This is a genomic window from Acidobacteriota bacterium (assembly GCA_016208495.1).
Lineage (GTDB): Bacteria > Acidobacteriota > Blastocatellia > Chloracidobacteriales > Chloracidobacteriaceae > JACQXX01.
The window spans coordinates 1-22536 of sequence record JACQXX010000077.1; the positions used below are offsets into that span (position 1 = coordinate 1).

A 22536-nucleotide genomic window follows, 5' to 3' on the forward strand; every position below is an offset into this window, starting at 1 on the left:
CTTTGCCTGGGAAGACAAATTCAGGCGTGTTCTTCTTCGCTTTGAGCGCTATGCCCAACGTCATTTAGGCTTCAAACTTCTGGCCTTTACCCTCATCAACTTACGGGAGTTTTGTAAGGCTTAAAACTCGCAACCAGTTCGAGGGATGGTTCTCTTTATTGATGATTTGCAGTGGGGAGACCTGGATAGTGTGGGATTGTTAAAAGACATTCTACAGCCGCCGGATGCTCCTGGAATGTTGTTTATCGGGGCCTATCGAAGTGAAGAGGTTGAAAGCAGCCAGTTTCTCCAGGGTTTCTTTTCAACTCAAACGGTATTGGACAGGCAATTTCCATATTGGGAAATTGATTTACAACGATTGTCCAGGGTTGAAGCTAAGCAACTAACGACACTCCTGCTCGGAAAGGAAAGCAGTGAACACCAGGTTGAAAAAATTGCCCAGGAATCAGATGGCAGTCCGTTCTTTATCAGTGAACTTACCAAATATCTGATGGAGAAAAACCTGCTCAATCGACCGGAAGCTGAAAATGAAAAAATGACGCTTGAGCGGGTTATTCGCTCGCAGGTCGAGAGTTTGTCAGCCTCTGCACGCACGTTACTGGAAGTCGTTGCCGTAGCCGGCCAACCAGTTACCCATCAAGTTGCCAAAGAGTCCAGTCATTTGGAAAGCATTGAAAATCTGTTTTCTTATTTGCGCAACAGTCATTTACTTCGCTCCACCGGCCAAAGCGGCTCTCAGGAGATTGACACCTATCACGATAAAATTCGCGAGGTTGTCACAGGCCATTTAGAACCAGGATTAGTCAAAACCTATCATCACAGTTTGGGTCAAGCGTTGGAAGGCGCCATAGAGGTTGATTTGGAGCGTCTGGCAAAACATTTCAGGCTCGCCGAAGAACTGGAAAAAGCCTTTGAGTACACGATTCGGGCGGCCAAACAGGCCGAAAAATCGCTGGCATTTGAGCGGGCAGTCGAGCTTTATCGGCAGCTCTCAAGCTTAAAAGTGACCATTGAGCCGGTGCAAATGAAGGAGATCCAAATCGGGATGGCAAATGCGTTGGCAAATGCCGGGAGAGGTGCTGAAGCAGCCAGGGTATATCTATCAACTGTAGCTCATTGTAATGGAGCAGAACAATTGCAGTTACAGCGTAAAGCAGCCGAACAGTTTCTTAACGCCGGTCAGATTGAGCACGGGCTGGAGATCCTCAATCAAGTATTGGAGAAAGTAGGTGAAAAGCTCTCAAAGAATACCTTGCAAAGCCTGGTATCAATTGGAATCGCACGGACAAAACTGTGGTTGAGAGGGATAAATTACCGGGAAAGATCTGAATCAGAAATCGCACATCAGGAATTACTGCATATCACCGCACTCTTTACTGCCATTGATTCCCTGGTAGGTGTCAATCCACTCCAGGCATATGATTTGCAGACGAAACATTTTTTACTGGCATTAAAAGCAGGTGAACCCTACCGATTGACCAAAGCCTTGATGTACGAAAGCATATTTTTAGCCTTTAGCGGAACACGAAAGAACAAAACATCATTAAAATTTATCGAAATGGCTGAGGAGTTAGCTCAACGGATAGCGAACTCAGAATTATGTGCCATGGTTCATTTTGGAAGGTGTATGACTTCATTTTCTCAGGGCAACTGGAAAGAGGCATGGCATTCCTTTCGTGTCGGAGAAGAAATTACCCAAAAAGAATGTATCGGAGAAGATAATGGATCCGCCATACGCGGAATAGAAAACATTGTGACCTGGGGACTAAGATCCCTTTATTATCAGGGAAATGTGAATCAATTACTGGAAAAGCTCCCACAGTATCTTGTCAGTGGAAAAGCCAGGGACAATTTATTGATGCTGACAAATTTAGGCACTTATGTTGTCTATCTGAATTATTTGGCTGAAGACAAACCGGAAAAAGCCCTGAATGAATTAGAGCACACCAGTAATTTGTGGAGTCAACACAGCTTTCACCTCCACGACTACTGGAAACTACTTGGACAGTCTGAAATTGGGCTTTATTGCTCAAATCCAGGCCCAGCCTGGGCAGAAATGAATACCAGATGGCCTCATATTCTGCGTTGGGGAATCCGATCTATTCAATTGATATTTATCGAGACATTACATTTTCAGGCACGCCTGGCCCTGTCGCTGGCACAACATCAACGACATGCCAGCGGTTTTCTCAAGATTGCCCAGACGAATGCCAGACGAATAAAGCGGGAAAAAATCGCCTATGGCGATGGCTGGGCAGAGTTGATTTTCGCCGGGGTTGAGGCTACCCGAGGGAGAACCACTGCTGCTATCAACCATTTACATTTGGCAGAGACAAAATTGGCCGGGGCCGATATGAAGCTCTATGCCGCTGCTGCAAGCCGCAGACGAGGTGAGTTACTTGGCGGTGAAGAGGGGAGCGCGTTGATTCAGCAGTCGGAAGAATGGATGACTGGGCAGCACATCAAAAACCCTGCTCGAATGGCTGATATGCTTGCTCCAGGCAGGTGGAAACCCCCTGGGGCGAACAAACTTTGCGAGCTTGGATTGTAATACCAGTTTGTAGTCAGTAGTCAGTAGTCAGTAATTCACTAAGTTTATTTGATTGAACTATTTGACTGTTTTCTAATACAAAGGTCTCATTGCAAATTGGTAAGTACCTTACCGAAAATTTCCAGACATTTTAACCACGAAAAACACGAAAAACACGAAAAAGATCAAACACTTACCAAACCCAATATCTTCGGGAAACTTATGACAAGGTACTTATAACAGTTGAGAAAGGTGACAATTTGAGAATTCATCACTTTGTCACCTTGTCACCCTGTCACCTTGTCACCTTGTCACCCTGTCACCCTGTCACCTTGTCACCTTGTCATCTGATCTTGATGGTGCCCGGACCCCTGGCCTACCCCAGATCCGGTGGTTGCTGATTGGGGTGGGTTCGGTGTACCGGCAACCAATGTCCATGCCCCTCCCGGCAATTTCCTGGCCTGAACCCGGTTGTTGGCCGTGTCGCCCACCACCAGAGTCATTCCTCCGGCAAACATTCCGGTGGTAAACCCTGCAAATACCACTCCTTCCGGATTCCGAAATTGCCCGGCGAGTCCTCCAATGCCCGACCCGGTTCCACCATATGTTATGGCCAGCCCGGCATTGCCCCCGGCAAACTGGAGAATCCGATTATTTCCGGTGTCGGCTACATAGAGCCTTCCAGCAGCGTCAATCTTAATCCCCTGCGGAGCACTGACCTTGTGAACGCCGTTCCCGCCGTTGCTACGTTGGCAATCCGCAACACCCGGCTGTCTCCGGCATCGGTGACAAAGAGCCGGAAGGTCAAATCGACAATCAGTCCCAGTGGCGTTTCCGTTGGTCGCCGGGCTATAAACGACCTGTGCCCGAACAAATTGCCCAAAACTGCGATGGAATGTATTCGTCCCACCCTGACAAGTTGAGAGTTGTGATCGATAAAGTCAATGCATCTCCTTGTGACAAAGGGAAAGAAGGGTATAATCCGCAAGTTCAATCAATCCAAGGGAGTAACCATTTTGTCACGAAAAACAGCTTCTTCGGAACGTCAGCACGAAGTCACCTTTTGCAATACTGTCACGAAATGGGCGGTTGGGTTGTTTGCCCGACACCCGGCACTCCCATTTGGAGATGCCTCGATTGAAGAATATGGACAAGGCAGCCTGCAACGGCAGGATTTGCGTTTTTACGAACGCGGTCAGGGTACTGAAGAACGCGGGCGACTCGCTCTCTGCGGCGAAGTCAAACTCCCCGGTACCATTCAAGGCAAATCACCTTTCTTCCCAAGCCTCCTTGAAGATGCCTTTGGGAAAGCGACCAGGGTTGGATGTCGTTATTTTTTCACCTGGAACATCGAACACCTCGCCCTCTTTGATTGTTCGTTATGGGACAAACCTTTGCACGAACGATGTATCGGCGAGTGGAAACTGGGCCTGCAACTGGACCGCTCGGAACAGGTTACACGAGCAGAGGTGGTTGCCAAACTGCGTGATGAATTCCTGCCGAAATTTCTGACTGACTTTGCGGAAATATTGACCGGACGCCGTGAAAATTTTGCCCTGCCGCCATCGGATTTTTACATTTCGGTTCTGGAGACACATATTGCCGGTCCCTTGGGTCCGGTTCGCGAGTTGAGAGACTACTTGAGTCTGCGAGCTGACAGCGATTCGGCTTTCGATTCCCGATTGCGGGAATGGATGACGAGCGAGCAACAATGGAACTTTGACCGCAACGACTTAAATTCATGGCGCGAAGCGGTTGACCGTGCCGCGCGAACCATGGCGTATGTACTGAGCAACCGGATCCTCTTTTACCAGGCGGTACGAGCCAGAAATGCATTGCCCGAACTGCATTTTCCGTCAACTGCCGATACGTCCTTAAAAGCGCTTCGCTATTTGTGCAAACGATTCCGGGAAGCGGTTGAAGTGACCGGCGACTACGAACCGGTATTTTTTCCGAACGACAGTCGTCTTGAAACGGAGGAACAGAGGGAATGGGCGGCTCTGACGGCGCTTTCCGGCACACATTCGCTTGAAGCCTGGAACAGCTTCATTACAGCGGTTGAAAAGTTCAATTTCAAGGAGATTCCCAGCGATATTCTCGGTGGAGTCTTCCAAAAGCTCATCAGTCCGGAAGAGCGGCATAAGTTCGGCCAGCATTACACCGATGAAGATATTGTGGATGTCATCAATGCCTTCTGTATCCGCAAGGCCGAAGATATCGTCTTTGACCCGGCCTGCGGGAGCGGCAGCTTTCTGGTTCGCGCCTACTATCGCAAAAACCATTTAAACCCGACCCTCGGCAACCAGATTTTGTTGGAAGGTCTCTACGGATGCGACATCAATCCTTTTCCGGCACATTTGGCAACGCTCAATCTGGCGGCCCGCCACATTTCGAACGAACAAAATTATCCCCGAATCGCCCGGAAGAATTTTTTTGCCGTTCCAACCGATGCCGATTTCTGCCGGCTTCCAACCGGGTTCACCGATGCCGACAAAAAACCCGAATACCAATCAATCAAAATTCCTCTTTTGGATGCCGTGGTCGGAAATCCTCCCTATGTTCGACACGAAGCCATTCCCCAATCGGGAGCCACAAAGTTTGTAGACCAAACCAAAAACTATATTCACCAGGTGGCGGCCAAATCACGGCTTCCGGGCGACTTTTCCAAACAAAGCGATTTGCATGTCTACTTTTGGCCGGTCGCTGCCCAGTATTTGCGGGAAGACGGGTGGTTCGGATTTTTAACCTCTTCAAGCTGGCTGGATGTCCGGTATGGATTTGCCCTTCAAAGCTGGATACTTCAACATTTTCGGATTGTAGCGATTTTGGAAAGCACCAATGAACCCTGGTTTGAGGATGCACGTGTCAAAACCTGCGTCACCATTTTGCAACGGTGCAAAGACCCGAAAAAACGGGACGACAATCTGGTTCGATTTGTCCGCCTGACGAAACCGATTGCGGAACTGCTTGGGCCTCGCGCCGATGAAGTGCAACGCCAAAAAGCCGCCGAAGCCTTGCGCGACTCGATTTTACAAACCAAAAAGGATACCCATACCGAACGAATGCGCATCCTGCTCAAAAAACAGGGTGATTTGTGGACGGACGGCCTTTCGGTGGCTGAAATGTTTGAGCGCCTCAAACACAGCGGCGCGGAACTTGAAGAGGACAATGAACCGGAAAACCCTGTGAAACTCCGTAAAGGCCGCAAAGCGCCGGGTTCCGCCTCTCTTCCCCCAACCTCGCCTGAAGGTGACGGAACCTCATCGCGGGCTTATGGAGGCGGGAAATGGGGACGCTACCTGCGGGCACCCGATTTGTATTTTGACCTCATGCGCGAATTCGGAAGCCGGTTTGTCCGTTTGGGAGACGTGGCTACCATCCGGTTTGGCATTAAAAGCGGCTGTGATGATTTCTTTATGCCGCGCAATGTGAGCGCCAAAGTGCTGGAGCAGTATCCGACCGACTCGGGCTGGAACAACGCCCCACTGATGCAGGGCTGCCAGCGAACCGATGTTGAGAATGGAAAAGTGGTCATTGTCGAATGCGGCGACGGCACCTGGCATCCGATTGAGGCGCAGTTTGTTCGCCCTGAAGTGCATAACCTGATGAGAATTGACCGTCCAATCGTAACGCCCGAGCAACTTGACCGGGTTGTGTTGTGGGTCAATCAACCATTGGAAGAATTGAAAGATACGCTTGTCCACCAATTCATTACTTGGGGAAGCACGCAAACATTCGCTTCAAGCAAATCAAAAGCGGTTCCTGTTCCGGAACGCGCAACCTGTGCGGGGCGATCACTTTGGTACGATGTAACTGGACTAAAACCAGGAATCGGGTTTTGGCCGATGGCACAACAATATAGACACATCATCCCAGCGAATCCATTTCAATTGGTTTGCAATCACAATTTATTTGATTTGCACGCACCAAATCTTGAACTTCAGACAGCACAAGCGTTAATGGCAATTCTGAACTCAACGTTGGTTGCATTTTTCAAAACGTTCTATGGTCGGTATGCCGGAACGGAAGGCAATTTGAAGACTGAAGTGGTGGATGTTGTCTTGCTGGAAATCCCGGACCCTCACTGTACCACGCAAGCCATCACACAACGTCTGAAATCGGCATTCGCACGAATGCAAAAACGTGAAGTAACCCATTTGCTGGAAGAAACTTTCCGCAATTGTAAAAACGCGACCGCCATTCGCGAAATAGCGCAACTTCCCCTTGGTCTTCCGCTTGAGCTTCAACATCCGGACCGGCGTGAATTGGATGATGCCGTTTTTGAACTGCTTGGGGTTGCCGATGCTTCCCGTCGCCGTCAATTGCTGGACAAACTCTATGAAGAAGTAACACGCTTTTTCCGTGCCGTTCGCATTGTCGAAGTCCAAAAAATGGAGCAGCGCAAAGGTGGAGGACGGACCAATGTTTCTGCCAACGATTTGGCGGAAGAAGCCTGGAAGCAGCTTGACGTGGATTTTCAAACTCCGCTGGCTCAATGGATCCAACGTGCCAACCCTACCGCAAAAACAGTCGAACTTCCCACTGGAGCCGTCCGGTTGCCACCCGCAGATAATTTTCTGGAATCAACCACGCTTTCTTTTGGGAAAAAGCCGGTTGTCCGGCTGGAATGCAAAAGTCGGGCGGAAGTGGAATTGCTTTTTGGTCTGGCTCATGAAGGAATCCGTGGAAAAGTCACCATTCCGGATTCCGAAGCAGGCTGTAAGGAAATAGTCGATAGAATGCGTCTTCGCATGCAACAGGCCAGAGAAGCCATTAATGAGCAAGTTGGAAACTATGCCGGATCCGACAAAATGCGTGAACAAGTCGCCCGAATTTTGTGGCAATGGTTTATTCACGGCAAATAAATGGGTTCGGCATTTTGCACGCATCCGTCATCCGTGAAGGAACAAATGCTCCTACCGGATTTTGGACGGTGCTCGGAACTGGCCCACCCCAGAGCCGACACCGTTGGGAGCACCGACCAGCATCCAACCGCCAGTCGGGACAAACCGTCCCTGGATGCGGTTATTTGAGGTATCGCCCACCACCAGCAACGGTCCACCGGAAAATGGTCCGGTGGTAAATTCACTCACCGTAACACCTTCAGGCCGGTTGACCTGACCCAAACCTGAACCAGTCAGCGCCAGCGTCGTGCTGTTATTCGGATTGGCGTTGATCCACCGCAAGATTCGGGAATTCCCAGTATCAGCCACATAGAGGTTGCCATCTTCATCAAGGGCCACTCCCTGCGGATTTCTGACTTTGTTCGAGGCTGATCCAATCGTGGCAATGATGACACCTGAGGTCGAAGTTATCACCGTGTTGGCGTTGTTGATGCGCAAAATACGACTGTTGGATTCATCGGTGACAAACAGCCGGAACGTGGCATCCACGGCCAGACCACGCGGGCTACCAACCTGACCGCTGGCGGCCCCGTTGGAGGCGATGATCACTGCATTTCCAGGTAGCCCTCCATCAAACCGCATCACTCGCCCATTGCCGGTGTCTGAAACATACAGATTTCCATCAGCGTCAATGACCAGCCCCTGTGGTGACCGCACCTGATTTGATCCTGACCCAATCGTGGCAAAATTGGCCCAGGTCATTCCGCTGTCGGTTGACCATTGAATGCGGTTATTGCCGGTGTCGGCGACATAGATCCGGTTATTCACGTCAAAAGTGACGGCTTCGGGCAATCGGAACTGACCATTTCCAGAACCCACCGTCCCAACTCCAACAAGGGACCAGACCATGCCATCAAACATTTGAACCCGGTTATTACTGGTGTCGGCGACATACAGGCTGGGGCAGGTGGTGCAGGGTGTGATGCAACAGGTTGGTCCCGGTGTCCCCAGTGTGAAGTCGTAGGTCAGCGTTCCCAAATCAGTGGTGCTATCCTGACATTGGAGCGAGGCGGTCAGCATATCGCCGCAGGTCCCTGTTGCTGTAAAAGTAAACTCAGCACAAACGGCAGAGCCTCCGGCAATAACCACTCCATAGAGTTGTGGATTTGGCGCCTGAATATCGGTCACGCCGCCCGTGGCCTGTAACGTGCCCATCAGCGCTGAGGTATTTGCGCTTCCGATATTTTGAATACACAAACTGACGGTCACCGTCTCACCGGGGTCAATGGCGCCGTTTCCTGGGTTACAGCCTTCGGTGACAATGGTGGCGCCGGCGGCGACAAGCTCGGGAACCTTACACTTGCCCCCAGTGCCGGCATTAAAAATGGCCTGAATTTCTGAAGCACCCAGCGCCCGGTTAAAGATTTCAACTTCATCAATCAATCCAGGGAAAGTATTCCCACAGGTGCCCGAGGCCCCGATTTCAAGCGGAGCGGCATTGGTTGGCCCCAGCGTACCGCCAGCGTTGGTGTTGGCGGCTTCGGTGCCATTGATATAAAAGCGCCAGGTCGTTCCATCAAACGTGGCTGCCAGATGCGTCCAGGTATCAAGCGGCAAGCTGACATTGGTATTGACTCCAGATCCGGTATCTCCGGCAAAGTACAAACCGCGGGTGGCGTCCTGACCAAGTTGATAGTTGATGCTGCCACAAGCCGTTTGTTTTCCAAGCAGATACATCACCGGATTGGCCGCCGTTCGAAAGACCCACATATCAACCGTAATCGGACCGGTTGGGCTAAAATCAAGATTGGCCGCATCAGGTACGTTGACGAAATCATCAACCCCATCGAGGCTAAATGCCTGGCCGACAAAGCCAGGGGCAAAACCAGCGCCATTCTGCACGCTGCCAGGGTTGCCATCTTCAATATCGCCAGCATTGCCATCACCGGGAAACCAGCTCACTAAATTTGCAGGTGCTGGTGTGCAGAGCGGTTCACAGGCATCAAGCAAGCCATCGCTATCGGTGTCGGCCAGCGCCGTTGTCTGGAATGGCGCAAAATCAAGGTTGGCCGCGCCCACCCCGGCGATCCGATCTCCCGTCCCACCTGGATTCCCGGCCACCGTCGGCCCGGTGGCATTTCCCCACCAGTTATTTTCAACATCAATGAGTTCGACACCGGTGTAGCGGGCACCGGCAAAATTGCCTGAGATATTGTTGGTGTTGGTATGGTTGGTGGCAATGGAGCCGACGACTTGAGTGGCACTAAAAGTAATGCCACCACCAGCCGTATCGCCCGAATTTTGGGTAAAGCCGTTATTTGTAAAAGTGTTGCAGGTAATGGTGCAGTTCTGGGCGCCACGATCTGCCCCCATATTTCCAAATGAAGTCAACGCCAGGCCGCTCCGGCCATTGTTATGAAACACGTTGCCGGTAATCAGGGTGTTTTGAATGCCGCCCTGTAAGCCGTCGAATCCACTATTCTGAAACGTGTTCCCACGAATAGTCCCGAACTCAAATGCCCGACTGCCCAAATTCATCCCCGTTTGAATATCCGTGATCAAATTTCCACCAATCAATGGTGACCGGGTGGCGCTCAGACCGACATTGTGATTGCCATCCACAAAGAACCCCGTCGCCGTGGGACCAGTTCGGATGATGTTACTGGTAAAGCGGAAGCCATCGAAATTATCCGTGTCGAGATGAAACAACCCGCCACTCCCGGTCTTTGATGTCCCATCAATCACATTCTGGTTCACAGTAATGTCAATGCCGGTATCGTTGAGAAAAATCCCGTTGCCGGTAAAACCAGCAACGTGGTTGTTGAGGAGGCGAATGCGATCAATCGGCCCTGAGCTAGACTCAACAGCCCGATTTCCACCCTGAAAAGCAAATCCATTGATGATGGCGCCGGCAGCTCCGGTTTGAAGTTGGATCAGAGTGCCGCTCCCGGCAGTGATAATAGATTCAACCGCCGGGTTGGGGGCACCGACGACACGTCCTCGGGCATCCACACCGGCTTGCGCGCCGTTGAGGGTGACACTTTTGTTGAGAACGATGTTTTCCGTGTATGTGCCGGGAGCCACATTGATAATGTCACCTGGATTGGCTGCCGTAATTGCTGCCTGAATCGAAGCAAAACACCCACTGGTTCCGCCAGGATTAACACATAAGGTGGCTGAATAAACCGGGGGGGTCAGGTGCAATCTCTGGTCAGTCAAAAAGGCAGTGCCAAGCGCCAGGGTGGTAACCAGTACCAGATATAAACCTTTTACACGCTTGAGATTCAAAGTGAAATGCCTGGAATGGGGGGAAGGATTCGACATGGTATTTTCTCCTGGGGGTAACTCCAGCTTTACATTGGAGTTTGAGACAACCTGCAACATTTCCGGTAATTCCTTCTGTGAGTTTTCTCATAATCAGTCTGGCTGATTGGGGAAGCACTGGAATTTCCACTTGTTGTTTTAGGGCAACAAAAACACAGCCCCGTCACTGCCCACATGGGCAAGATAACTGAGTTGGCCGTGCTATAGAAAAATCCCGGTTCGCGGGTACCAGGAAAGACGACACCTTTTAAGTGGTGGTGAAGTTAGAAAGAGATCACCACACTGAATTGGTTTGATTGGATGAACAACAAAATAAATAAGGAATGGAAGCGAAAGATAAGGGGGCTTGGCTTCCCTCCTGAAACGCAATTGGGGTTACGTCTAAAGCAATAACCAATCAGCTTTAAGGCATTGGCTTGAAACAAAGGAGGCTTCGTTGAACTGGTTGAGAATTTTTAGAATGTTCAAAACTGAGGCTGACCATACTTTTTTCATTTGGGTAAAGTCAAGAAAAATCTGGTTTAGGGCAGAAAATTTCAGTCATCCAGATGTGATAGCGTTTCAGAAAATGATTTCGGTTCAGAGTAACGTCTTCAGGCAGGAGACATGACGAGTAGGACGCCAAAAAACGCTCTCGTCTAAAGACGATACTCTGAACCTTTTACCTGAAAGGCTATAGCCAGAAACCGGAAGACAGATGACTATTTTTCAGATTTTTCAGGCTTGAGCGTACAGGTCTGAAGTTGGAAAACACCCGTTCGACTATCGGACCACACCAGTTGAAAGCTCCCATCGGGTTTGGCCGCCATCGCAAGGTAATGCCCACCACCAGGAAACTTATTGGCGACGTCCGCATTCCCTGGCGTTGCCGGGTCACTGCTGATATCAGTGACGCGCACAGGTGCGATAAAAGTCTTTCCACCATCCAGGGAGAGCGTGGCATACAGGTCATTTTTCCGGGGATCATGCCGGCGGTCAACCCACGATACACACAGGACTCCGGCGTTATTCACGGCGGCAGAAGGCACAATCGCCTGGCCTTGAGGTTGAGACGCCACCGAATCAACCCGGATGTCACTCGACCAGGTTTGTCCACCGTCACTCGAAGCATTCACCCAAATGCCATCATATTGCCCGGCGGGCCCCGCCGCACGAATAAAGTAGACGCGATCCCTGGTTGGCGACTGGCTCTGATCCACAACCAGTTGGAAGTACCCTTTTGCCCGGCCCAATTTCTTTGTCACTGGAAACGGTCCGGAAAACGTCTGGCCTTCGGTGGTTGAAACATACACCCAGGCTTCGCCGCTTTCCCCAGCCATTGGCACGACCAGGGTGCCATTGCTCAAGACGACCGGTTGCGTAAAGCTCCTCATTTTTCCCTGACTGTCAATCACGGTCGAACGGCCAATCCCGTCACCTTTCCCACAGGTCGTGAGAAAAACATCAACCTTCATATCTTCAGTAAATTTAGCAGCCGCGAAATAAACTTTCGATTGTGACGGATGAATTGCCATTTTCGTGCCGTCAAATTCACCCGCGATGGTCTGGACGCCAGGTGACCAGGATTTGCCGCCGTTGTCCGAAGAAAATATCTGAACGGCCATCTGGCCGGTAAATTTCTTTGGCTGCCCTAACCATGTTCCACGCCGGGAAGGCTTTGAACAAGTTGAATGCGAGTGGTGATTTCCAAGTTTCACCTCCTCCAACACCGTAGGGGAGTGTCAATATCATTGAGGGCAGGGTCAGGTAATATCATTTTGGGCTGAGGGTATCGGGCTAAGGAAAATACAATTTTTTCAATTCATCCCCGCCCTACCGCTTCGCGGTTGAGGTCGGGGCTTTCTCTCATTTTTTCTGGTAAAACTGCTCGAGTGTCTGGACGATGCGTTCATTTTCGCGAACCAGTTGTTTGTGGTTGCGCAGGCCGATTTCAGTCGCAATGGCATTGATCACAACCGCAAACGCCGCGAAAGAATTGGTAAACAAAATATTCTCGTTAGTAATAAACAGCTTGTATTCGGCAATCAATGCCATCGGAGACGTGGCTTTATCGGTAATCGTCATCAACGGGATATTTTCACGCCGGGCCAGTTCGGCAAATTGCAGCGTGGTGACTGAATAGGGCGGAAACGAAAATCCAATCACCAGATCCTGGCGCTTGAGTCGCAGGATTTTTTCTTCGATGGGCGTCACCTCGGCATCAGAGGAAATCGCTTCGACCCCAACCTGCTGGAGTAAATAAGACGCCAGCCGTGCCAGGGATGCCGACAATCCAACGCCCAGAATCAACACTTTGCGCGAACGGGCAATGCAGTCAACGATTTCGCGAAATTCCTCACTGTGAATCCGCGCAATCGTGTGATTGATGTTGTACACATCCTGCTTGGCCACCCGGATCAGCGTGTCTTCCTGCCCGCGTTTGCTGGCCAGCTTAAAGCGCTCTTCGGGTTTGAGTTCCTCACGCAAGTCACGGAGCAGGTCAGTTTTCAGGTCGGGATATCCTTCGTAGCCCAGCATCTGGGCAAACCGCACGACCGTGGCATTGCTGACCCCGACCCGATTCCCCAGTGCCGCGCTTGAGAGCAACGGCACTTCAGTTGGTGAATTGAGCAGAAAGTCAGCCAGCTTCTTAAAGTTGTCAGTGAGCTGGTCATAGCGGGTGAGTATCCGAGTGCGAAGGGTGTGTTCCATAATTTTGAGGGTTGCAGGGTTCGGGGTTCGGGGTTCGGGGTATGGGAGTTTCGAAAAGGCGCAATGATTTGAATGACTTAAAATGACACAATGGAAATAGCGTAACGGCAACGTCCATTGAGTCATAAAAACTATCACGATCAATCATAATAAGTCGAAAAATCCATTCGATTGCCCTCACGGGAGAGGGCTGAAGACTTTCGGGCTGAGGGTATTTAAACCCGTTGTCTTCAGCCCCAAGCCCCAAGCCCTGGTTTTCTCAGCCCACCTTCTTCAGCCCCAAGCCCTGGTTTTCTCAGCCCCGGTTTTTAAAACGTCAACTTCAAGGCAAACTGAATCCGACGCGGACCGCCTGATGACAGCGGGTTGCCGCGATCAGCCGTGTCGCCCAGACGACCGAACTGCGAGTTCAGCAAGTCGCCGCGTGGCTGGGCAAATTCTGGATTGTTGGCAATATTGAAGAACTCTGCCCGGAACTGCAATCGCAACCGCTCAGTGATTTGAGTGTTCTTGGTCACCGAAAAATCCACAATCGTGAAGCCTGGTGCCGTCAGAATATTGCGACCAGCATTGCCAAAGGTTCCAAAATCGGGGGCGGCAAACACCTGGTTCAGAATATTGCGATCCAGCCGTTGACCTGGTCGGAATTTGATCAGGCTCAAATCGCCGATGATGTTTGGACGGTCATTGAATTCAAAGAACCCTGAGAAATCATCGCCATAGAACACATCCACCGGACGACCAGTCTGGAACGTCATCAATGTGTTGACGGTCCAGCCTTTGCCAACCACTGTCGGCAAGAACGTCATGGTTGGAATTTCATATGACACGCTGCCGGTAAAGCGGTGTTTGACGTCAAAGTCCGAGCGGGCGCGTTCGGCGCGGATGTTGTTTGAATTCTGTGGGTTGACCGGGCGATTTGACGATGCCGTATCCATTGATTTGGCATAGGTATACCCAACCAGGGCTGTCACCCCGCGCCAGTTGCGCTGGGTAAAGGTGGTCTGCAGGGCGTTGTAATTTGAATTTCCTGTTGAGGTCAGGAAGTTGACATACTGGAATAGCGGGTCACCATCGGCGTTGAGCAACTGATTGTCAAACGGACGAAGTTCGTTTTCGACGTCGAAAATCTGGTTGATGTCTGACAGCGAATAGAGCCGCGTCCCACGGTTGCCAACGTAGGCCACTTCGAGTGAAGCATTATCCCAGAGTTTCTGCTGGATGTTGAGGCTGTAGCTGTGGGTAAACGGCGTGCGGATGTTCTGATCAATTCCGAGCACGTCCAGGAAACTATCTGGAATTTCCAGCGATGGGAAGATTTGCTCGCCCAGTCTCCAGTTCAGGCTCGAACCACGTGGACGCACAATGTAGCTGTTGATGGAACCCACCGGGTTGAAGTTTAGACCCAGGGTTGGGGAAACCGCATTGACCGTGCCGGTTTGACCGATGAAGGCCGAGAGTGCCGGCGGATCATAGTACATCCCCCAGTTGGCGCGAACCACGGTCCGGCCAGTGCCCTTCACATCCCAGGCAATCCCAAGGCGTGGCGCAAAGTTGTTCAAATCATTTTCATACGGCTTGTCGAGATCAGCCCCAACCTGTTGCAAACCGACACCTGGAATGAAATTGGCCAGCAGGTTGTTGGCTTCGTTGAGCACGCCGAAGAATTCATAGCGCACCCCAAAGTTCAGGGTCAGGTTTGGACGGATTTTGAAATCATCCTGGGCAAACAATGACCAGCTCGTCTGGCTCACTTCACGCAGGGTGCTCCCGGTCAGAACTGACGCCCGGTCCACCCGACCGGCCAGAAAATCACTCAGCGAGCGGAAGCGAAATTCACCACGCGCCGCCAGGTCACGGGTATTGACCGCCCGGTCATAGCGGAAATCACCACCGAACTTGAACGAATGACGACCACGCGTCCAGGTAATGTTGTCCAGAATTGAATAGGTTTCGCTTGGATCGGAAATCAGATTGGTGGCACGTCCACCAAAGGTATCAAACCCGCTGATTCGAATCCGCGGCATCCCACCACGGGTTGGATCGGTAATCCCGGTCACAAATCCGATGTCTGCTGGATTGAAGTCTTTATTGAGCGGAGCGATTTCCTGGAACAACCGGGTGTAGCCAAACCGAACTTCGTTGACGATTTCCGGTTTGATGACCGATGTGTAGCTCAGCCCCAGACTCTGTGACCGCTGATCATTGGACGCAATGTCTTCCGGGCGCAGATAAAAGTTATCCACTTCAGACTGGCTGGTGTTGCCCAACAGGTATTTGCCGTTGATCGTGTTATTGGCGTTGATGTTGTAGTCGAGTTTGACAATGTAGTTGTCAATATCGCTAAACGATGGAAATGTTACCACCGCGCTGTCATTGGCATCACCCAGCGGAAACAGTGACAGCAACCGGGCGCTTAATGGGTTGATACCACCATTTGGGGTCGCCCGGGCAATTGAAGCCGCACCGGGTGAAAACACGGTCAAACTTTCGGCCTGACGCACGCGCTGGCCTTCGTAGTTGCCAAAAAAGAACAGCTTGTCTTTGACAATCGGACCACCAAGGGTAAAGCCAAACTGGTTCATCCGAAGGGGGTTTTTGGCCAGCGGCGCCCCCGTGTTTGAATCGCGAGTGGCATTAAAAAAGGCCCGGGCATCGAGTTTGTCATTGCGGAAGAATTCATAGAGCGAACCGTGGAACTCGTTGGTGCCCGACTTGATCGCCACGTTGACCACCCCACCAGCTTTCGACCCATACTGGGCTGACGGCGCATAAGTCAGCGTGAATTCCTCAACTGCATCCACCGGCAAAAACCCGCCCGACTTGACGTTGACGCCTTCCTGTCCCTGCGCAACTGTTCCGGAATAGTTATCGTTGTTGCTGATCCCATCCAACTGGAAGTTGTTTGAGGTATTGCGCGACCCGTTGACGTTGGTTGTGCCAAACCCGCCGCCCGGCTGACGCTGAAATCCAGGGCGCAGCCCAATCAGGTCCTGGAAATCACGACCGTTGAGCGGCAATTCGATCAATTGTTTATTGTCGAGTGTTCCACCCAGATCGGTGTTGGTGGTATTGATCAAGGGTGACCCGGCTTCAACGGTCACCACATCAGAGGAGGCACCGACTTCGAGCGCAATTTCCGTGCGCGTGTCACGGGCAATATTGATCTCTACGGTTTGCGTGGCCTTTTTAAAGCCTTCAACTTCGACGGTCACGGTATAGGTCCCAGGCGGTAATTCCACAATCGTGAAATCACCACTCTCACTGGTTGTAGCCGTTCGTGAAAAATTGGTCGCCATGTTAGTGGCCGTCACGGTGGCACCAGCCAGCGCCAGATTCTGAGCGTCGGTGACAGCACCAACCAGACGTCCACGTGCGGTCTGGGCCAACGAATTCATCGAAACAACCCCAACCAGTGCGATGGCCAGCAGCCCCAGGGCGCCGGTTCGAACAAGCTGCTTCGCCAGTTGAATGAGGGGGGTGAGATACAACATGGTCTTTCTCCCTAAAGTCTTAAAAATGTTAATGTTTGATCGCCATGAGCCAAATTATGAATTATGAAAAAATCAGACTCCGCTTTCTCTGGACGTCGTCATTTCGTTCAGGGCAAAGCTTCCGCTCGACTGCCGTCAGGCAATCTTTCTTTTGCATTGTAATGTCCGATTGATCTTCTGACCCCAGCAGGCCATCACTGAGTTAAATGATTCTTCTCAAACTATTTAACTCACTCATAATTCATAATTCATAATTCATAAGTTCAAAGACTATTGCCAGTTGGTGAGAACTGGCCAAATCAAAAGCAGACTCCCGCAGATGGCCAGGATGACTTGCAACGGCCACATAAACTTAAACCAGTCTTTCCAGGGGATTTTCGCCAGCGACAAAACACTCATGGTCACGCCGGAAGTCGGCACCACCAGCGTCGTAAACCCTTCGCCAAATTGAAACGCCAGCACTGAAGTTTGCCGGGTAACGCCCACCAGATCAGACAGCGGCCCCATCAACGGCATCGTCAGTGCGGCGTGCCCGCTCCCAGATGGAACCAGAAGATTCAACAGGGTTTGAACCACAAACTGCATCTGGGCGGCAAAGAGTGGCGACCCAGAGCCAATCAAACCGGAGAGCGAATACAAAATCGTGTCGAGAATATTGCCGTCCTGGGCAATCACCAGGATGCTGCGTGAGAGGCCAACCACCAGCGCGGCACCGGCAATGTCTTTCACACCCGCCACATAACTTTCCGCAATCTCATTGGCGGGCATTTTGCCCAAAATCCCGACCAAAATGCCGGTTCCCAAAAAGATGGCGGCCATTTCCGGGATGTACCAGTGAAACTTGATCACACCCAACACCAGAATCACCAGCGCTGACAAAAATGTAACCAGCACCAGAAAGTGCGAGGTTTCAAATTGCTGGGGACCGATTTCAACCGTTTTGGCTTCCCGGCGACGTTCTTCATCAATATAGAAGACCGGGCTCAACTCGGGATTGGCCTTAATCCGCCGGGCATACCACATCACATAGCTGATGCCGACAATCACAATCACAAAATAGACAATTGTTCGATAGCCCATACCTGAAAATGGCTTGAGTTCACAAATTCCCTGAGCGATTCCAACGGTGAACGGGTTGAGCATGGCGCCGGCAAAGCCAAGGCCCGCACCGACAAAACACATTGAGACACCAACAATCGAGTCATAGCCAAGCGCCATCGCGAGCGGAATAAAAACCAGGACAAAGGGAATGGTTTCTTCGCTCATCCCGATAATGGCGCCGCCCAGTGAAAACAGTCCCATCACAATCGGAATCAGAAGTTCGCCCCGGTCCTTGAGCCGCTCGACCACCCAGTAAATGCTGACATCAATGGTTCCGGTCTTGTTTAAGACTGCGAAGGCACCGCCGATGATAAAAATAAAGCTTATGATTGGAATGGCCTGGGCAATCCCTTTGATCGGCGCTTGCAGGAGCTTGTCCACACCCTGCGGGGTTTGTTCGACCCGATGAAACGAACCAGCCACCACAATTTCACGGCCTTCTTTGTCTTTGGCGCGTTCGTATTTGCCGCTGGGAATCACCCAGGTGGCCATCGCCGTGACCACCAGCACTGAAAAAATCAGCACATAGGTATTGGGAAACCCCCAAAATCTGGGAGCGTCCGGTGCGGTTGATCGAAACAGGAACCCTCCCACAACGAGGAGAATCACCAGCAGTGAAAGCATCAGGGGAATATTGGCAAGCATGGGTTATTTCGCGCCTCCAGCGGTCTTTTTCACCAGCGATGTCGGAAAACTTCTGACTGGCTGGCGTTTGACCAGATCAAATTTTTCCCCTGAGTGTACCAGATAGACTGTCAGCGCCCCACGCCGGGCTTTCCCATCCACCATCATCACCTGGGTTGGGCCAATGGCTTCGGCATAACGGTTTTCCATGACCAGGAGCGCATTGTCTTCGTCCACCCCAATTCCAAGGGCTTCCGGATGTTGAAGCACCAGCCCAAAGAGCCGATTCTCACGCTGCCGTTTGATAAAGTGTTGATCCACAATCGTGTTGGGCAGCAGTCCCAATCCTTCGCGAGTCACGACCTTGCCACCGTCAATCACTTCGAAATCACCATCACCGGTCAACATAATGCGCGACATAATGGCAGTCCCAGCGCTGGTACCGCCAAAAACCGTGCCCTCGGTGTAACGGTGGCGCAGTTCGGCCAGTAATGTTGCGTCCGTGAGCACGTCCATAATTCGGCTCTGGTCGCCGCCAGTGAAAAACACACCACCAGCCGTTTTCAACTGAGCCAGGAATCGGGCTTTTGACTCGGCGGTGAGCGGTGCAAAGGGGGCACATTCAACCACGGCTGGATGGTGCTCATTGATTTCTTTAGCCAGCGCATCATAACTTTCCTGCGGCTCGCCGCTTGCCCAGGGGATAATCACAATCCGGGCCTGGGGGCCACCAGCCCATTCCACAAACCGGGCCACGGCCTGGGCTGGTCGCTTTCCACCACCAACCAGGACCAGCCGTTCGCCGGCCAGCACACAGGGAGACGCCACCAGCATCAGGCAACACACAAAACACCAGAAAACGGCAACCAACGGCCACAACCGAAAGGATTTCATGGGACACTTCCCGAAAAGAAAGATGGAGTGAAAGATGAGTCTTGGAGGACTGAGAAAAGTCTGTATCAATACTTGAATTAAACATTACGCTTGAGCTATATTCCGTAATGTTCATTACAAGTATAGAAACTTTTGTCTTACTGTCAAGATAAATTATTCAGGTGCTGGCAATCTGGGGCAATCAAGGGGAATCCATTGAAATCAAAGGGAAAAAACTTGATTACCGGTGGTTGACGGTGAGCAGGCGATGAAAATTCATCCACGACCAGGACTCATCTTGTTTCGGGCTCGGGGCCTGGGGCTCCGGGCTCAGGGAAAAATAAATTGTTCAATCATTCAGCCTTTTGCTCATCCAGGGCGGTGATTTGAAGATGGTGTCATCATCATCATAGACGAAGGAGAATCTCATGAAGCCAGTTCTCATTGTTCACGGTGGCTGTGGAACGCCACCTCCGGAAGAAGAAAAACCACGTATGGATGCCTGCGAACGGGCGGCTGATGCCGGATGGCAGGTGTTACGTCAGGGCGGGAGTGCGATTGAAGCCGTTGAGATCGCTATCCGCCAGCTTGAAGACGAACCACTGTTAAACGCTGGTACTGGTAGTTATTTGCAGGCTGACGGCGTCGCCCGCATGGACGCCAGTTTGATGGCAAGCGATGGTCGAGCCGGGTCAGTGGCCCAGATTCCAGGGCTCAAAAATCCAATTCGCCTGGCACGGTATTTATTAGAGCAGGATGCCCACGTCATGCTTTGTGGCCAGGAAGCCCTGAATCTGGCCCTGCGCCTGGGGTTTGACCCGGCGGTGGTGGCCACCGAAGCCAAAATTACCTACTGGCGGGAGCATTTGACCGAACACAACATACGGCTTGACTACCAGAAAATGGCTGATAACTGGAAATCTGAAAACCCACGCCTGGGCACGGTCGGCTGTGTTGCTCTCGACACAGAAGGCCGCCTGGCCGCCGGAACATCAACTGGTGGTACGGGTCAGTGCTACCCTGGACGAATTGGCGATACATCCATCATTGGTGCTGGAACCTATTGCACCCCACAGGTTGGGGTGTCACTGACCGGGGTTGGCGAACGGATTATGGTCCTGCTCTCGGCCAAGCGGTTGAGTGATCTGGTGAAGGACGGAAAATCGCTTGAGACGGCAGGCCAGATGGTCCTGGCTGAAGTTGATGAACTGGCCAGCTTTGCTGGTTTAATTGCCATTGACCATCAGGGAAATGCCATTGCCCACCAAAACACGCCCTTTATGGCAACCGCGATTCGATCCTGAAGAACCGGGTTCAGGGTTCTTTCAAGGGATGAGGGATGAAAAAAATCCCCTTGTCCCCTTGTCATCTTGTCCGGGGTTTAGAGATCAGGGTTCAGGGTTCAGGGTTTTCGAACTTATGTCCTTTTCGTCCTTTTTGTCCTTTTCGTCCTTTTTGTCCCTTTCTGCCCCGAACCCCGAACCCCGAACCCCGAACCCTATTTTCCCCGATTTATACCCCAAACTGCGGAGTTGGGGTTTGCAGAGTGCAAACGGCTGTGCCTATAATGCCAGGCACTTACCTACTTTTAATCCGTTTCAATAAATAGAGGAAAATCGTTGAGAGTCGAAGTCAGTTCTACATCCGCTTGCAAAAAACAGGTACACATTGAGCTTCCGGCTGAGGAAGTTTCACGTGCATTCAACCAAACCTATGCGCAATTTGCCCGCAAAGTGACGGTTCCAGGGTTTCGCCCTGGGCGCGCTCCCCAGAGCGTGATCCGGAACCGATATGGCAAAGAGGCGCGCGACGAAGTCATGCGCACCCTGCTCCCACGCGTGGTGCAGGACGCATTCGTCGAACAAAAACTCGCCGTCGTGGGCGAACCAGTGATTGATCAACTGGTGCTGTCTGATGGGCAGCCATTGAAAATCCAGCTTCAGGTGGAAGTGCTGCCTGAGTTTGAAGTCAAAGACTATCGCGGAATGGCAGTCACCAAGAAAGTTCAGGCGGTGACCGATGACATGATCGAGTCAACGCTGAACCGCATGCGTGAGTCCCAGGCATCGCTGATGCCAATCGAGGAAGACCGCCCGGCCCAGGATGGTGATTTCGCCGAATTTGCTCTGACCATCTTCAACCTGGCTGAAGGTCAGGACACCCCTGCGGAAAACGCCTCGCCCGTGTTTGATCGCCAGGTTCAGGAAATCCAGATTGGTGAACCAAACGTGTTGCCGGTCTTTAGCGAGAACCTGCGCGGCCTCAAACCCGAGGAAACCCGTGAATTTGCGACTGAGATGGAAAACAACCCCCAGCTCTCGACGTCAATTCGCGGCAAACGTGTTTTCTGTAAGATCGAACTGCTGGCACTTCGCGCCCGGGAATTGCCTGAATTGGATGATGCCTTTGCTCAAGGCTTGCCCGGTGAATTTGCCGGCCTTGAGGAATTGCGCCAAAAGATGCGTGAGCAGTTTGAGAAAAACGCTGATCGAAAAGCCACCGAACAGGCGCAAGAGGCTTTGCTGGATCAACTGGTTGAACAAACCGGCATTGAAGTTCCCGAGTTTCTGATTCAGAAGCGGGTTCAGGAACGCGCCCAATCCTTTGTTCAAAACCTGGTCTCCCAGGGAGTTGACCCTCGAAACCTCAAGCTTGATTGGGATCATTTCGCCAAAGATCAGGCCGAACCAGCCGCCCGTGACATCAAACACACGCTGCTGATCGCCAAGATTGCCGACTTAGAGCAAATCGAAGCAACTGACAAGGAAGTTGACCATGAGATCCATCACATGGCCGAACATTCCGGTGAAACCCCGGCTCAGGCCAAACAGCGCCTGGTCAAAGAGGGCGAACTGGATGGGCTCCGTCAGGTCCTGCGTCATCAAAAAGCCCTGCGGCTCCTCTACGATCAGGCCCAGGTAACCACCGAAACGATCACTCCCGCCACAGAAGCCAGCTCGGCTGACGACCAGCCCGTATCTGCCGAAGAATCCAGCCCGGCAGACGCCCACTCCGCATCCGCCGAATAACCTACAAGGGAACCAAAATATTATGT

At 51.6% G+C, this 22536-nt stretch carries 12 protein-coding genes; 4 read left to right on the plus strand and 8 right to left on the minus strand.

Annotated elements, in window-relative coordinates:
• Window positions 1-238 precede the first annotated feature (238 nt).
• Window positions 239-2551, plus strand: coding sequence for a hypothetical protein (locus HY774_14920; GenBank protein ID MBI4749777.1), 2313 nt, complete (start codon window positions 239-241; stop codon window positions 2549-2551).
• 314 nt (window positions 2552-2865) lie between these two features.
• On the opposite strand, the gene HY774_14925 is transcribed toward HY774_14920, so the two are convergent.
• Window positions 2866-3231 carry a hypothetical protein gene (locus tag HY774_14925; GenBank protein ID MBI4749778.1) on the minus strand — a complete coding sequence of 122 codons (366 nt, stop codon included), beginning with the start codon at window positions 3229-3231 and terminating at the stop codon, window positions 2866-2868.
• Entirely contained in the window at window positions 3198-3440 is a 243-nt protein-coding gene (locus HY774_14930; protein ID MBI4749779.1) for a hypothetical protein, read from the minus strand. Before HY774_14930 ends, HY774_14925 begins: the two co-directional genes overlap by 34 nt.
• A 106-nt stretch (window positions 3441-3546) precedes the next feature.
• Between HY774_14930 and HY774_14935 the strand changes: the two genes are divergently transcribed.
• A complete protein-coding gene (locus HY774_14935; protein ID MBI4749780.1) occupies window positions 3547-7395 on the plus strand; it encodes an SAM-dependent DNA methyltransferase in 3849 nt (1282 codons plus the stop codon).
• 51 nt (window positions 7396-7446) lie between these two features.
• Here the strand turns inward: HY774_14935 and HY774_14940 are convergent, their stop codons facing one another.
• The 6 genes from HY774_14940 to HY774_14965 all read right to left on the minus strand — a co-directional run bounded on the left by HY774_14940 (window position 7447) and on the right by HY774_14965 (window position 19502).
• Window positions 7447-10698, minus strand: coding sequence for a right-handed parallel beta-helix repeat-containing protein (locus HY774_14940; protein ID MBI4749781.1), 3252 nt, complete (start codon window positions 10696-10698; stop codon window positions 7447-7449).
• 701 nt (window positions 10699-11399) lie between these two features.
• Window positions 11400-12302 (minus strand): exo-alpha-sialidase, encoded by a 903-nt coding sequence (locus HY774_14945; GenBank protein ID MBI4749782.1) that lies wholly within the window; start codon window positions 12300-12302, stop codon window positions 11400-11402.
• 241 nt (window positions 12303-12543) lie between these two features.
• Window positions 12544-13389 carry a MurR/RpiR family transcriptional regulator gene (locus tag HY774_14950; protein ID MBI4749783.1) on the minus strand — a complete coding sequence of 282 codons (846 nt, stop codon included), beginning with the start codon at window positions 13387-13389 and terminating at the stop codon, window positions 12544-12546.
• A gap of 308 nt (window positions 13390-13697) precedes the next feature.
• Window positions 13698-16883: a TonB-dependent receptor gene (locus tag HY774_14955; GenBank protein MBI4749784.1), complete on the minus strand. Its 3186-nt coding sequence runs from the start codon at window positions 16881-16883 to the stop codon at window positions 13698-13700.
• A 270-nt stretch (window positions 16884-17153) separates the two neighbouring features.
• The gene (gene yfcC, locus HY774_14960; protein MBI4749785.1) at window positions 17154-18608 is read right to left on the minus strand and encodes a putative basic amino acid antiporter YfcC; all 1455 of its coding nucleotides are present in this window, start codon (window positions 18606-18608) and stop codon (window positions 17154-17156) included.
• Window positions 18609-18632: 24 nt separating this feature from the next.
• Complete coding sequence (locus tag HY774_14965) at window positions 18633-19502, minus strand: cyanophycinase (protein MBI4749786.1); 870 nt, start codon at window positions 19500-19502, stop codon at window positions 18633-18635.
• A 407-nt stretch (window positions 19503-19909) separates the two neighbouring features.
• Between HY774_14965 and HY774_14970 the strand changes: the two genes are divergently transcribed.
• Both HY774_14970 and tig read left to right on the plus strand, forming a co-directional pair.
• Entirely contained in the window at window positions 19910-20785 is an 876-nt protein-coding gene (locus HY774_14970) for an isoaspartyl peptidase/L-asparaginase (GenBank protein MBI4749787.1), read from the plus strand.
• Window positions 20786-21100: 315 nt separating this feature from the next.
• A complete protein-coding gene (tig, locus tag HY774_14975; protein MBI4749788.1) occupies window positions 21101-22510 on the plus strand; it encodes a trigger factor in 1410 nt (469 codons plus the stop codon).
• Window positions 22511-22536: the final 26 nt, after the last annotated feature.

Excerpts from the sequence above, each read along its gene's own strand:
- HY774_14940 (MBI4749781.1), bottom strand. The coding sequence starts at position 10,698 with ATGTCGAATCCTTCCCCCCATTCCAGGCATTTCACTTTGAATCTCAAG.
- HY774_14945 (MBI4749782.1), bottom strand. The coding sequence starts at position 12,302 with ATGGCCGTTCAGATATTTTCTTCGGACAACGGCGGCAAATCCTGGTCA.
- HY774_14950 (MBI4749783.1), bottom strand. The coding sequence starts at position 13,389 with ATGGAACACACCCTTCGCACTCGGATACTCACCCGCTATGACCAGCTC.
- HY774_14955 (MBI4749784.1), bottom strand. The coding sequence starts at position 16,883 with ATGTTGTATCTCACCCCCCTCATTCAACTGGCGAAGCAGCTTGTTCGA.
- yfcC (MBI4749785.1), bottom strand. The coding sequence starts at position 18,608 with ATGCTTTCACTGCTGGTGATTCTCCTCGTTGTGGGAGGGTTCCTGTTT.
- HY774_14965 (MBI4749786.1), bottom strand. The coding sequence starts at position 19,502 with ATGAAATCCTTTCGGTTGTGGCCGTTGGTTGCCGTTTTCTGGTGTTTT.
- HY774_14970 (MBI4749787.1), top strand. The coding sequence starts at position 19,910 with ATGAAGCCAGTTCTCATTGTTCACGGTGGCTGTGGAACGCCACCTCCG.